The organism is Ponticoccus litoralis (genome assembly GCF_039769985.1).
Lineage (GTDB): Bacteria > Pseudomonadota > Alphaproteobacteria > Rhodobacterales > Rhodobacteraceae > Ponticoccus > Ponticoccus litoralis.
Genome location: NZ_JBDNCH010000002.1, coordinates 1,367,999 through 1,380,026, shown reverse-complemented (window position 1 = coordinate 1,380,026; position 12,028 = coordinate 1,367,999). Strand labels below are relative to the sequence as shown.

Below are 12,028 nucleotides of genomic sequence, written 5' to 3'. Positions count from 1 at the left end.
AGAATACATGAGCACAGAAGTCAAAGTCCCCGATATCGGCGATTTCAACGAGGTTCCGGTGGTGACCGTTCTGGTCAGCGTCGGTGACACGATTGCCGAAGAAGACCCGATCGTCGAACTGGAGAGCGACAAGGCCACGATGGAGGTTCCCTCCTCCGCCGCCGGTGTCGTGAAGGAAATCAGGGTCGCCGAGGGTGACAAGGTCTCCGAAGGCTCGGTCATCCTGATTGTCGAGGGCGACGGCGCGGGCGCCGCGAAGGAACAGAAGAAAGAGGAACCCAAGGCCGAGGCGCCGAAGGAAGAGCCCAAGCCCGCCAAGCAGGAAAGCTCTGCCGCGCCGGTCACCGATGCGGGGTTCTCCAAGGTCCATGCCTCGCCGTCGGTCCGGGCCTTTGCCCGCCGGGTCGAGGTCGACCTGAACCGCGTCAACGGCTCGGGACGCAAGGGCCGCATCCTGCGCGAGGATGTCGAGAAGGCACTGAAATCCGCCGCTCCGGCTGCCGCAGGCGCGCCCGCGCAGGGCGGCATGGGCATCCCGCCGATCCCCGCTGTGGACTTCTCGAAGTTCGGCCCGGTGGAAGAGGTCGAGATGTCCCGGATCAAGAAGATCTCGGGCCCCGCGCTGCACCGGTCGTGGCTGAACATCCCGCATGTGACGCATAACGACGAGGCCGACATCACCGACCTCGACAAGTACCGCAAGGAAATGGACACGATGGCCAAGGAAGACGGCTATCGCGTGACCCTGCTGTCCTTCGTCATCAAGGCCAGCGTCTCGGCGCTGAAACAGCATTGGGAGTTCAACTCGTCCATCCATCCCGACGGCGACAAGCTGATCAAGAAGGACTTCTACAACATCGGTTTCGCGGCGGACACGCCGAACGGCCTGATGGTCCCGGTGATCAAGGACGCCGACCGCAAGGGGCTGGTCGATATCTCGAAAGAGCTGATGACCCTGTCCAAGGCCGCCCGCGAGGGCGAGCTGAAGTCCAAGGACATGCAGGGCGCAACCTTCACGATCTCGTCTCTGGGCGGCATCGGCGGCACGTCCTTCACGCCAATCGTGAACGCGCCCGAGGTGGCGATCCTTGGCCTGACCCGGTCGAAGATGCAGCCGGTCTGGAACGGCGAGGAGTTCGTGCCGCGCCTGATGCAGCCGCTGTCCCTGTCCTACGACCACCGTGCCGTGGACGGCGCCCTGGCCGCACGCTTCGTCGTGACGCTCAAGACGCTGCTCGGCGACATGCGCAAGCTGATGTGGTGAGGTGAGGAATATGGAAGTCAAAGTACCCGATATCGGTGATTTCAAGGATGTTCCCGTCGTCACCGTGCTCGTTGCCGTCGGCGACGAGGTGAAGGAAGAGGACGCGCTCCTCGAACTGGAGAGCGACAAGGCCACGATGGAAGTGCCCTCGCCCGCGGCGGGCAAGGTCGTGGAAATCAAGGTGAGCGAAGGCGACAAGGTGTCCGAAGGCTCTGTCATCATGGTGCTGGAAGGCGCCGATGCCGGTGACTCGGACGGGGCCGCCAAGGAGGCGCCGAAAGAGGCCCCGGCCTCGGACGCGCCGAAATCCGTCGCGGCGACCGGCACGGCCTCCGGTCAGGGCGACATCCATGCCGAGGTGGTCGTGCTGGGCTCTGGCCCCGGCGGCTACACGGCGGCCTTCCGCGCCGCCGACCTTGGCAAGAAGGTGGTGCTGATCGAGCGCTACCCCTCGCTGGGCGGTGTCTGCCTGAACGTGGGCTGTATCCCGTCCAAGGCGCTGCTGCATGTCGCCAAGGTGATCACCGAGGCCGAGGAAATGAGCGCCCATGGCGTGACCTTCGGCAAGCCGAAGATCGACCTCGACGAGATCCGCGCCTTCAAGGACGACGTGGTCGGCAAGCTGACCGGCGGTCTGGAAGGGCTTGCCAAGGGCCGCAAGGTGACCACCGTGCAGGGCGTCGGCAAGTTCACCGGCCCGAACATGATCGAGGTCACGGGCGACGACGGCTCCGGGACCGTCAGCTTCGACCAGTGCATCATCGCCGCCGGGTCCGAACCCGTGGACCTGCCCTTCATCCCGCATGACGACCCGCGGGTGATCGACAGCACCGGCGCGCTGGAACTGGCCGACATTCCGGGCCGTATGCTGGTGCTGGGCGGCGGCATCATCGGGCTGGAAATGGCCTGTGTCTACGATGCGCTTGGCAGCAAGATCACCGTGGTCGAATTGATGGACCAGATCATCCCCGGCGCCGACAAGGATATCGTCAAGCCACTGATGACCCGCATCAAGGACCGCTACGAGAACATCTTCCTGAAGACCAAGGTCACCGCCGTCGAGGCGCAGGACGACGGTCTGAAAGTCACCTTCGAGGATGACAAGGGTGAGAAATTCTCGGACACCTTCGACAAGGTGCTGGTCGCGGTGGGCCGCAAGCCCAACGGCAAGCTGATCGACGCCGAGAAGGCCGGTGTGGCGGTGGACGATCGCGGCTTCATCGCCGTGGATCGCCAGATGAAGACCGGCGTGGGCCATATCTTCGCCATCGGCGACGTCGTGGGCCAGCCGATGCTGGCGCATAAGGCGGTGCACGAGGGCAAGGTCGCGGCAGAGGTCGCCAGCGGCGAAAAGCGCTTCTTCGATGCCAAGCTGATCCCCTCGGTCGCCTATACCGACCCCGAGGTCGCGTGGTGCGGGCTGACGGAAACTGAGGCCAAGAAGCAGGGCGTGACATACGAAAAGGGCGTCTTCCCCCGGGCTGCCTCGGGTCGCGCGCTGTCGCTGGGCCGTTCGGAGGGCGTGACCAAGCTGCTTTTCGATCCCGAGAATGACCGCGTGATCGGCGCCTGCATCGTCGGCGTGAACGCCGGCGACCTGATCGCCGAGGCGGCGCTGGCCATCGAGATGGGGGCCGATGCCACCGACCTTGGCCACACGATCCACCCGCACCCGACCCTGTCGGAGACGGTGAATTTCGCGGCCGAGATGTTCGAGGGCACGATCACCGACCTGATGCCGCCCAAGAAGAAAAAGCACTGACCGGCCCATATGGTGCAGATCAGGCGCGCGGCCCCGTGACGGGACCGCGCGTTTTTGCTTTCCCAGGGGGGCGGATCGGCCTGCGACGTGGTCTGGTTCCGGCAATCGGGGCGGGCGGTCGCCGGTCAGATGCCCAGAAAGGGCTGCGCAAGCCTTGGCAGCCATCCCTTGAACCGCAGCGGTGCGTCGGTCACCGCAAGGCAGATGCAATCCTCGGACACATCGGCCACCGGCATATGATCCAGATCGGCATCGGCGATCTCGATATCGCCCCGGGCAAAGCGGCCTTCCTCGTCCTCGAAGGCGCCCTGCAGCACCAGCGTCAGTTCCAGCCCGCGGTGGCCGTGGTCCGGGACCGCGGTTCCGGCGGGGATATACAGCAGCCGCGCGGTGGCCTCGGTCGAGGTCGGCAGAACCGCCTGCCGCACCCCCATGCCGACCGACCGCCAGCGCACGCCGTCGATGCCGCCGGAGAGGTAGCCCTGCAGGGGCGCGGGCAGCGTACTGCGGGGCGCCGGGGCGGGGCGGGGCTCGGGGCGGGCGCCGCGGATCGCGGCCATGGTGCCGGCAAGGCAGCTCTCGGGCACATCCACGCCCTCGACCCTGTCCATCAGCGCGCCGCCGACGGCATCGCAGGCCTCGTAGGCGGCGCGGCAGTGATCGCAGAGCGAGATATGCGTGGCCACGATCAGGTTGACCGCCTCGGGCAGGGTGCCGGCGGAATACCCCAGGATCAGCTCTTCGGTCAGGTGGTGGGTGATCTTTGTCTTCATGGCTTTCACGTCCTGTCCATGGCGTGCCGCAGGCGGTCCAGAGCCAGCCGGATACGGGACTTGATCGTCCCCAGCGGCAGGCCGGTCACATCCGCGATTTCGCTGTGCGAGAGTTCGCCGAAATAGGCCTTCTCGATCAGGTCGCGCTGTTTGTCCGGCAGCGCGGCGATGGCTTTTCCAAGGGTCCGGGTGTCCTCTTGCAGACCCAGCGCGGTCTCCTGATCCGGCTCGGCCTCGGGGCCCCAGCCCAGATCCTCCGGTTCGGGGCGCCTTTGCCGCCGCAGGATGTCGATGCGGCGGTTGCGGGCGATGGTGAAGACCCATGTCGCCACCGAGGCCCGGGCCGGATCGAACTGCCCTGCTTTGCGCCAGACCGTCGCCATGACGTCCTGCACACATTCCTCGGCGGTGGTTTCATCGGCGCCCGACTTCATCAGGAAGCCCTTGATGCGCGGGGCAAAGTGCCGGAACAGCGCCACGAAAGCCTCTTCGTCGGCGTGGTCCCGGATGCGCGCGACGGCGTCGATCCATTCCGCGTTGTCTGGGGGAGGGGCGGGCGCCTTGGGGGTCACGTCTGTCCTTCGGTCTGCCTGTCTGACCCTGATCTGGGGCACCGCGACGGGTGTCGCAACGGGCGAAGAGTCGCGGGCAGGATATGCATCGGTCTGGACAAACATAGCCTGAATACGCAGCGGCGGCAGGGGTGGATCAAAAATCCTGTGACCTGTTGCGGCAGGCGTCGTGGTGGTCGGGGGCATGTGTCCCTTGGTGGGCGCGGTCATGCGGGCCGGACCCTGTCAGCCGGGCGCGTCGCGGCGCTGTGGATCCGGGCCTGCCGCTGCCGCCAAAGCAAAACTCATCCGATCCGCGTCGCGGCGCGTAATGCCTTGAAAGACCGGAACGACAAGGACGTGACCATGCCATTCGAAGCCACCCCTCCCGGCCCGCGCCGCATCGCCGTTATCGGCGGCGGCATTTCCGGGATGGGCGCCGCCTACAGCCTTGGGCAAGACCACCAGGTCACCCTGATCGAGGCGGAGCCCGACCTGGGCGGCCATGCCCGCACGCGGCTGGCGGGCCGCAATGGCGATCAACCCGTGGACACCGGTTTCATCGTCTTCAACCGCCCCAACTATCCGCATCTGACGCGGCTTTTCGCGGATCTGGACGTGCCGGTGGTGAAATCCGACATGACCTTTTCCGCCAGCCTGCGCGGCGGTGCGATGGAATACGGGTTGCGCGATATCCGGGCGGTCTTTGCGCAGCGCAGGAACGCCTTCAACCCGCGCTTTCTGCGGATGATCCGGGATATCCTGCGCTTCAACGCGCGCGCGCTCGATGCCGCGAACGACCCGCAGCAGCCGCTTGGGGACTTCCTGCGCGGCATGGGCACCGGGGACTGGTTCCGCGATTACTACCTGCTGCCGCTGTCGGGGGCGATCTGGTCGACGCCCACCGAGAAGGTGCTGGATTTCCCGGCCCATGCGCTGGTGCGCTTCTTCGAGAACCACGCCCTGCTCAGCCACAGCGGTCAGCACCAGTGGTACACGGTCAGGGGCGGCTCGGTCGAATATGTGCGACGGCTGGAGGCCGCCCTGACGGCGCGCGGGGTCGCGCTGCGCACCGGCTCGCCCGTTCAGGGTGTGCGGCGGCTGGATGCGGGCGGGGTCGAGATCCGCATGCGCGGGGGCCAGTGGGAGCGGTTCGACGAGGTGGTACTTGCGACCCATACGGATGTCAGCCTGCGGCTGCTCTCCGATGCCCGCCAGCACGAGCGCGCGGCGCTGTCGAAGTTCGCCTACCAGCCGAACCGGGTCGTGCTGCACGCCGACACCTCGCTGATGCCGCGCCGCCCGGTCTGCTGGTCGGCGTGGAACTACACCGAAACCGACCGCAAGGAGATGAACCAGATCGACCTGACCTACTGGATGAACTGCCTTCAGCCGATTCCGAAGGACGACCCGCTGTTCGTGACGCTGAACTCGACGCGCCCGATCCGCGAAGAACTGATCCACGACGAGGTGACGCTGCATCATCCGGTCTACGACCTGAACGCGCTCGACGCGCAACGCGAGGTGGCGGGCTTCAACGGCACCGGCAATACCCGGTTCTGCGGCGCGTGGATGCGCAACGGCTTCCACGAGGACGGGCTGGCCAGCGGCATCGCGGTGGCCGAGATGATCCGCGCCCGCACCGGCGCGATGGAGGCGGCATGACAGGGGTCAAGCTGCTTCGGGGGCACACCTTCCATGGACGAAAGGGGGCGGTCGAGAACGGCTTTCGCTATTCCATCGACTACGTGCTGCTCGATGCCGAGGCCCCTGTCGCCGCGCCGCGCCTGTTTGCGCGCAACCGCGCCGGAATGATGTCGGTGCAGGACCGCGATCACGGCGGGCCGCCCCGCAAGGGCCGTGGCGCGCCATGGGCCCGCGCGGTGCTGGCGGCGCATGGGCTGCGGGCAGAGCGGCTGATGCTGCTGGCGCAGCCCCGGCTGCTGGGCCATGTCTTCAACCCGGTTTCCTTCTGGCTGGCCTATGACGGCGCGGCGCTGCGGGCGGTGATCGCCGAGGTGACGAATACCTTTGGCGACCGGCAGTCCTACCTCTGCACCGCGCCCGGCGGTCGCGCGATCCGGCCAGAGGACCGTATCGAGGCGCAGAAGATCCTGCATGTCTCGCCCTTCCAGCCGATCGCCGGGGGCTATGTGTTCCAGTTCGACATCCGGCCCGATCACATCGGCATCCGCATCGACTATACCCATGACCGGGGCGGCGTGATCGCCACGCTTGTCGGCCCGCTGGTGCCGCTGACGGCCCGGGGCATCCTGTGGTCCGCCCTGCGGCGCCCCCTTGGCGCGCGGCGGGTTCTGGCGCTGATCCACTGGCAGGCGCTGAAGCTCTGGTGGAAGGGCGCCTCTTACCGCACCCGCCCGACGGCGCCCGACCAAGAGGTCAGCGGCGGCCCGCGCCCGTTGAAGGAGGTCTCGTGATGTCCCTGCTGTCCGTGGTGCTTGGCGCCGGGCTGGCACTGCTGGCGGTCTGGATGGTGCGGCGCTTCGCGACCTTCAGGGCGCAGCGCCCCGCCGACTATGAGCAGGCGGGCGGAGAGGCCTTCGACCTGCGCCGACACCTGAACGGCCCGCTGGTCTGCGACGGGGTGATCTACGGGCCCATGGGCCGCGTGATGTCGCGCTTCACCGGCGATTTCGACGTCCGCTGGCAGGGCAACGCCGGGGTGATGACAGAGGTCTTCCGCTACGACTCCGGCAAGGTCCAGCACCGCGAGTGGCGCCTGACCCTTGGCAGCGACGGGCGCATCACCGCCCGCGCCGACGACATCCCCGGCGAGGGGCAGGGCTGGCAAAGCGGCCCGGCGGTTCTGCTGCGCTATCGCATCCGGCTGGAAGCAGACGCCGGCGGGCATGTGCTGGACACGACCGACTGGATGTATCTGACGCCCGGCGGGACCATCGTGAACCGCAGCCAGTTTCGGAAGTTCGGTTTCAAGGTGGCCGAACTGGTGGCCACCATGCGACGCAAGGAGGCCCTGTGATGGACTGGACCGGAAAACGCTACTGGCTGGTCGGCGCCAGCGACGGTCTGGGCGAGGCGCTGGCCCGCAGGCTCAGCGCGGCGGGCTGCGCCCTGGTGCTGTCGGCACGCTCCGGCGACAAGTTGCACAGCCTGGCCCGGTCCCTGCCCGGCAAGGCCGAGGCTTTGCCGGTGGATGTCACCGATCCCGGAAGCCTTCAGGCGGCCTACCGCGACATGGGCGAGATCGACGGCGTTGTGCAGCTGGCCGGGGTCTACTGGCCCTTCGGCGCGAAAGACTGGGATGCGACGCAGGCGACCACCATGGCCGAGGTGAACTTTGTCGGGGCGATGAACCTGATGGGCGCCGTGATCCCGCATTTCGTGCAGCGCGACCGGGGGCATATCGTTCTCACCGGGTCGTTGACCGGCTACCGGGGGCTGCCGCGATCGGCGCCCTATACCGCCTCGAAGGCGGGGGTCATGGCGCTGGCCGAGTCGCTGCATGCCGATACCCGCGGCTCGGGCGTGCGGGTGCAGCTGTTGAACCCCGGCTTCATCAGGACGCGGCTGACCGACAAGAACGACTTCAGGATGCCCTTCATCATGGAGCCGGAGAAGGCCGCCGACATCGTCCTGAAACATATGGAGAAAGGCGGCTTTCAGCGGGCCTTTCCCCATGGCTTCGGGTTGCTGTTCCGGGCCGCGCAGTTCCTGCCGGACGCGCTGTACTACCGGCTGTTTGCTTAAGATCAATGCGCCCGCGCCCCTGTGCTATAGTGCTTGGTGGCACGCAAGGAGGCGCGACATGGAAAAGATCAGCACAAGCAAGGTGGCCGCCGTTATCGTCATGGCCCGCGAGTTGAACCGGGCCGAGGGCGAATTGCGGGCGCTTGTCGACCGCATGGACGAGGAAGAGCAGGCGGCCCTGACCGCGATCATGTGGATCGGTCGCGGCGCCTTCGAGGCCGAGGAATGGGACGAGGCCTATGACACCGCCATCGCAGAGGCCACGACCCCCACGGCGGATTACCTGATCGGCACGCCCCATCTTGCCGACCACCTCGAGGCGGGGATGGAGGCGCTGGGGTTCGACCCGACCGATGAGGAAGACGCGCTGATGACCCGGGGCGCCTGACCGGCGTCGGATGCCCGGCGCGCGCCGCCCTATCGCAGGGCGCGGCCCTTGAGGATCGCGTTCTCGCCGAAGCGCGCGCGGATCGCATCGGTCGCCTTTTCCGCCTGCCGCCGCGCCCGGGCCTGCGGGTCGAGCAGGTCGTCGACCAGATCGGCGCGGTCGTCGGGCACCAGTTCGGACAGTCCCGTGCCCACCAGCCGGAACGGCCCCTGATCCGCCACCTGCTCGAACAGGCCGCGCGCCACGCGGTACAGCCGGTCCGCCGTCTGGGTGCAGTCCGGCAGCGACTGCCGCCGTGTCAGGGTGCGGAAGTCGGCGCGCTTCAGCTTCAGCGTGACGGTGCGCCCGGCCAGCCCCTTGGCCTTGGCCCGGTCCGCCACCTGTTCCGACAGCCGCCAGATATGCCCGTCCAGAATCTCGGGATCGGCGGTGTCCTCGTTGAAGGTCGTTTCCTTCGAGATCGACTTTACCGGCGCATTGCGGCTGACCCGGCGCCGGTCCTCGCCGCGCGCAAGGTGCCACAGCCGCTCTCCCATGCCGCCGAAACGGTGGATCAGGTCGGTCTTTTCCCACCGCAGCAGGTCCTCGAAGGTGCGGATGCCGGCCTTGTCCAGCGCCTGCTGGCTGACCTCGCCCACGCCCCAGATCAGGCGGATCGGTTTCGGGCGCAGGAAGGCCTGCGTCTCGGCCTGCCCGATCACCGCGAAGCCGTGCGGCTTGTCGAGGTCGGACGCGATCTTGGCGAGAAACTTGTTGTGCGACAGACCGATGGAACCGGTCAGCCCCAATTCGTCGCGCATCCGCTTTACCAGCCCGGCCAGCACCACGGCGGGCGGCGCCCCGTGCAGGCGTTCGGTGCCGGTCAGGTCGAGGAAGGCCTCGTCCAGCGACAGCGGCTCGATGGCGGGGGTCAGGTCCTCCATCATGGCCCGGATCTGGCGGCTGACCTCGGCGTAGACCGCGCCGCGCGGCTTGACCACCACGGCGTCCGGGCAAAGTTGCAGCGCCTTGAACATCGGCATGGCCGAGCGCACGCCGCGCACCCGCGCCACGTAGCAGGCGGTGGACACGACGCCCCGGCGTCCGCCGCCGATGATCACCGGCTTGTCGCGCAGTTCGGGGTTGTCGCGTTTTTCGACGCTTGCATAAAAAGCGTCGCAATCCATGTGGGCAATCGAAAGACTGTTCAATTCGGGATGCGCCACGATCCTCGGTCTGCCACACTGGGGGCAGCGGGAACCGGTTTCGAACCGGGCAAGACAATCGCGGCAGAGGGCGGGCATGACCTCAATCTACAGCAGCGCAGCGACGCAGGCCACAGGCGCCGCGCGGCGTGATTTCGCCGGAGCCAAGGTGATGCTGTTCTTCGGGGGCAGCATGGCGATCCTGCGGCGCGACCACAGCCCCGGCATTCCCCGGCCCGGATGCCTCGACTTTCCCGGCGGCGGGCGCGAGGCGGGCGAAAGCCCGGAAACCTGCGCGATCCGCGAAACCGCCGAGGAGCTTGGCACTCTCCTGCGACCGCGCGACCTTGTCTTCGCGGCGGTCCATGCAGGCGCGCGGGGACCAAGCTGGTTCTTCGCGGCCCATCTTCCGGTCGAGGGGCTGCGCGAGGTGCGTTTCGGCGGAGAGGGCGCGGGCTGGTGCGAGATGGCGCCGGAAGCCTATTGCGCGGCGCCCGATGCGATCCCGCATTTCAGCGCGATCCTGTCGGCCTACCGGCGTCGCGGGACGTAGCGGGTGGGCTGAAGGCCCTGACCGCGGCCAAGAAAAAGCCGGGGCCGCCAGAACACTGGACGAACCCCGGCGAAGTCCCGACACCCCAAGGGGACGAAGAGGGGGCCGGGTGCAGGCTCATACAGGCAGATATGAGCCGAGGCAGATGTTATGCCGCGAAGGGCATGCAATGGGGAAGGTGGCGGCGCGGTGGTGTACTTGGCGCCCGCGAGCGCAGTGCCTCGGGCGCGGTCCGGTTGCGCAGGGCGTTGCGAAGCAGGCCGTTCGAGACCTCTTCGAACTCTGCCGTCACAGGGGCGGGGTAGGCGCTTGCGATCCGCATCGCGCCGTCGATGGTGTTCAGCGTGACGAGGGCCTCAAAGCATTCCTCGGCGGCGTTGTAGCGGATCTCGTCGATCCGGGGCGAACCGTTATGCATGACCAGTCTCCTCTGCTCGGACCCGGTGGGGTCGAAGATGGTGTTGCATATATACGTCCAGGCCTGTGGATAAGTTCCATACCGGAATTCATGACCTTGTTTGGAACCGGCAGAAAGCAGCTTATCTAGTGCGCTCAAGTCCCCGTGATCGAAGATCTGGTGTCAAACGAAATCCGGCAGCTAGGTGTTGGGGGTCCGGGCCTGCGGCGAGGCCATCTCTGCCACGATGTCCAGCGCCGCCTTGCGGGGGTCGGCGGCCTTGTGCACGGGGCGCCCCACAACGATGTGATCGACACCGTCGCGGACCGCCTGCGCCGGTGTGGCGATCCGCTTCTGGTCACCCTTGTCGGCGCCGGTGGGGCGGACGCCCGGCGTGACGATCAGGCGCCCGGCGGCTTCCGGCAGCGCGCGGATCAGCGCCGCCTCGTTGGGCGAGGCGATGACGCCATCGGCGCCCGCGTCAAAGGCGCGGCCCGCGCGTTCGGTCACAAGGTCGGGGATCGTGCCGCCGCGGATCATCGAGTCGTCGAGGTCGTCGCGGTCCAGCGAGGTCAGGATGGTCACGGCGAGGATCTTCAGGTCGCTGCCCGCCGCGCCCTGTTTCGCGGCGCGGACCACATGGGGGTCGCCGTGCACCGTCAGGAAATCGAGGTCGAACTGCGCGATGCCGCGCACCGCCGCCTCGACCGTGGCGCCGATGTCGAAGAACTTCATGTCGAGGAAGATGCGCTTGCCGTGCTCTGCCTTCAGTTCGTTGGCCAGCGCCAGCCCGCCGCCGGTCAGCATCCCCAGCCCGATCTTGTAGAAGGAGACCGAGTCGCCCAGCGTCTGCACGAGGTCCAGCCCGGCAATCACGTTCGGCACGTCGAGGGCTACGATCAGGCGGTCGTCGGCGGGGGTGGTCATGGCGCGGGCTCCTTGCTGGGGTTGCCCTTCCATGCGGAGAAGCCCGGCAGAGGTCAAGCGGAGAGGCGGCGCAGGCGGTCCGGCAAGAGGCCCGGCGCGAAGCGCAGGCTGCCCCGGTCGCGGAATTCCGGCAGGCGGCGGGTGCGGTAAAGCGCCTGCGCCAGCAGCAGCATCCGCTGGCGCGCCCCGATTGCGCCATGGCCGGCGGGCAGCGACAGCGGGATCTGCACCCGGCTGCCGTCCGCCTCCAGCGTGACAGAGCCGTGCCGCTGCCCGTCGGCACCCGGCGGGCCAAAGCCCTCGATCTCGATCCCTGTGATATACATCGGGCCTCCCTCCGGTGCGCAGACTGCCCTGCATCGGCTTAACATTCGGTGGATGGGCGCCGTTGCAATAATGCAACGCAGGGGGCTTGAAACCGGCGTCGCCGCCCGCCAAATTCAAACCCGAGGCCCCGTGGGGCTGCGTGCCGCAAGGGTGGGCGCAGCAAAGGCAGGGGC

14 protein-coding genes are annotated in these 12,028 nt (G+C 67.4%); 8 read left to right on the top strand and 6 right to left on the bottom strand.

Annotated elements, in window-relative coordinates:
- Positions 1–7: 7 nt before the first annotated feature.
- Entirely contained in the window at positions 8–1,264 is a 1,257-nt protein-coding gene (gene aceF, locus ABFB10_RS07875) for a dihydrolipoyllysine-residue acetyltransferase (protein WP_347166093.1), read from the top strand.
- Between the two features lie 10 nt (positions 1,265–1,274).
- Positions 1,275–3,026, top strand: coding sequence for a dihydrolipoyl dehydrogenase (gene lpdA, locus ABFB10_RS07870; RefSeq protein ID WP_347166092.1), 1,752 nt, complete (start codon positions 1,275–1,277; stop codon positions 3,024–3,026).
- Positions 3,027–3,151: 125 nt separating this feature from the next.
- Here lpdA and ABFB10_RS07865 read toward each other — a convergent pair whose 3' ends face one another.
- Positions 3,152–3,799, bottom strand: coding sequence for a ChrR family anti-sigma-E factor (locus tag ABFB10_RS07865; protein WP_347166091.1), 648 nt, complete (start codon positions 3,797–3,799; stop codon positions 3,152–3,154).
- A gap of 5 nt (positions 3,800–3,804) precedes the next feature.
- Positions 3,805–4,371: a sigma-70 family RNA polymerase sigma factor gene (locus ABFB10_RS07860; protein WP_347166090.1), complete on the bottom strand. Its 567-nt coding sequence runs from the start codon at positions 4,369–4,371 to the stop codon at positions 3,805–3,807.
- 345 nt (positions 4,372–4,716) lie between these two features.
- On the opposite strand from ABFB10_RS07860, the gene ABFB10_RS07855 reads away from it, so the two are divergent.
- The 5 genes from ABFB10_RS07855 to ABFB10_RS07835 are packed head-to-tail and all read left to right on the top strand — an operon-like array spanning position 4,717 to position 8,467.
- Positions 4,717–6,015: an NAD(P)/FAD-dependent oxidoreductase gene (locus tag ABFB10_RS07855; protein WP_347166089.1), complete on the top strand. Its 1,299-nt coding sequence runs from the start codon at positions 4,717–4,719 to the stop codon at positions 6,013–6,015.
- Positions 6,012–6,788, top strand: a complete 777-nt coding sequence (locus ABFB10_RS07850) for a DUF1365 domain-containing protein (protein ID WP_347166088.1) — start codon at positions 6,012–6,014, stop codon at positions 6,786–6,788. Before ABFB10_RS07855 ends, ABFB10_RS07850 begins: the two co-directional genes overlap by 4 nt.
- Positions 6,788–7,351: a DUF3833 family protein gene (locus ABFB10_RS07845; protein WP_347166087.1), complete on the top strand. Its 564-nt coding sequence runs from the start codon at positions 6,788–6,790 to the stop codon at positions 7,349–7,351. Before ABFB10_RS07850 ends, ABFB10_RS07845 begins: the two co-directional genes overlap by 1 nt.
- On the top strand, positions 7,348–8,079 hold the full coding sequence (locus ABFB10_RS07840; protein ID WP_347166086.1) for an SDR family NAD(P)-dependent oxidoreductase: 732 nt from the start codon (positions 7,348–7,350) through the stop codon (positions 8,077–8,079). The genes ABFB10_RS07845 and ABFB10_RS07840 overlap by 4 nt, the downstream gene beginning before the upstream one ends.
- A 58-nt stretch (positions 8,080–8,137) precedes the next feature.
- Positions 8,138–8,467: a DUF3775 domain-containing protein gene (locus tag ABFB10_RS07835; protein WP_206563701.1), complete on the top strand. Its 330-nt coding sequence runs from the start codon at positions 8,138–8,140 to the stop codon at positions 8,465–8,467.
- Between the two features lie 29 nt (positions 8,468–8,496).
- Here ABFB10_RS07835 and ABFB10_RS07830 read toward each other — a convergent pair whose 3' ends face one another.
- Positions 8,497–9,750, bottom strand: coding sequence for a DNA polymerase IV (locus tag ABFB10_RS07830; RefSeq protein ID WP_347166085.1), 1,254 nt, complete (start codon positions 9,748–9,750; stop codon positions 8,497–8,499).
- Between ABFB10_RS07830 and ABFB10_RS07825 the strand changes: the two genes are divergently transcribed.
- The gene (locus tag ABFB10_RS07825; protein WP_347166084.1) at positions 9,749–10,204 is read left to right on the top strand and encodes an NUDIX domain-containing protein; all 456 of its coding nucleotides are present in this window, start codon (positions 9,749–9,751) and stop codon (positions 10,202–10,204) included. The two genes, ABFB10_RS07830 and ABFB10_RS07825, sit on opposite strands and share 2 nt — an antisense overlap.
- Before the next feature lie 148 nt (positions 10,205–10,352).
- Here ABFB10_RS07825 and ABFB10_RS07820 read toward each other — a convergent pair whose 3' ends face one another.
- The 3 genes from ABFB10_RS07820 to ABFB10_RS07810 all read right to left on the bottom strand — a co-directional run bounded on the left by ABFB10_RS07820 (position 10,353) and on the right by ABFB10_RS07810 (position 11,854).
- Positions 10,353–10,622 (bottom strand): hypothetical protein, encoded by a 270-nt coding sequence (locus ABFB10_RS07820; protein ID WP_347166083.1) that lies wholly within the window; start codon positions 10,620–10,622, stop codon positions 10,353–10,355.
- 180 nt (positions 10,623–10,802) lie between these two features.
- Positions 10,803–11,528, bottom strand: coding sequence for an orotidine-5'-phosphate decarboxylase (gene pyrF, locus ABFB10_RS07815; RefSeq protein WP_347166082.1), 726 nt, complete (start codon positions 11,526–11,528; stop codon positions 10,803–10,805).
- A 53-nt stretch (positions 11,529–11,581) separates the two neighbouring features.
- Positions 11,582–11,854 (bottom strand): hypothetical protein, encoded by a 273-nt coding sequence (locus tag ABFB10_RS07810; protein WP_347166081.1) that lies wholly within the window; start codon positions 11,852–11,854, stop codon positions 11,582–11,584.
- Positions 11,855–12,028: the final 174 nt, after the last annotated feature.

Coding starts and splice junctions, on each gene's coding strand:
- aceF (WP_347166093.1), top strand. CDS start 8: ATGAGCACAGAAGTCAAAGTCCCCGATATCGGCGATTTCAACGAGGTT.
- lpdA (WP_347166092.1), top strand. CDS start 1,275: ATGGAAGTCAAAGTACCCGATATCGGTGATTTCAAGGATGTTCCCGTC.
- ABFB10_RS07865 (WP_347166091.1), bottom strand. CDS start 3,799: ATGAAGACAAAGATCACCCACCACCTGACCGAAGAGCTGATCCTGGGG.
- ABFB10_RS07855 (WP_347166089.1), top strand. CDS start 4,717: ATGCCATTCGAAGCCACCCCTCCCGGCCCGCGCCGCATCGCCGTTATC.
- ABFB10_RS07850 (WP_347166088.1), top strand. CDS start 6,012: ATGACAGGGGTCAAGCTGCTTCGGGGGCACACCTTCCATGGACGAAAG.
- ABFB10_RS07845 (WP_347166087.1), top strand. CDS start 6,788: ATGTCCCTGCTGTCCGTGGTGCTTGGCGCCGGGCTGGCACTGCTGGCG.
- ABFB10_RS07835 (WP_206563701.1), top strand. CDS start 8,138: ATGGAAAAGATCAGCACAAGCAAGGTGGCCGCCGTTATCGTCATGGCC.
- ABFB10_RS07825 (WP_347166084.1), top strand. CDS start 9,749: ATGACCTCAATCTACAGCAGCGCAGCGACGCAGGCCACAGGCGCCGCG.
- ABFB10_RS07830 (WP_347166085.1), bottom strand. CDS start 9,750: ATGCCCGCCCTCTGCCGCGATTGTCTTGCCCGGTTCGAAACCGGTTCC.
- ABFB10_RS07820 (WP_347166083.1), bottom strand. CDS start 10,622: ATGCATAACGGTTCGCCCCGGATCGACGAGATCCGCTACAACGCCGCC.
- pyrF (WP_347166082.1), bottom strand. CDS start 11,528: ATGACCACCCCCGCCGACGACCGCCTGATCGTAGCCCTCGACGTGCCG.
- ABFB10_RS07810 (WP_347166081.1), bottom strand. CDS start 11,854: ATGTATATCACAGGGATCGAGATCGAGGGCTTTGGCCCGCCGGGTGCC.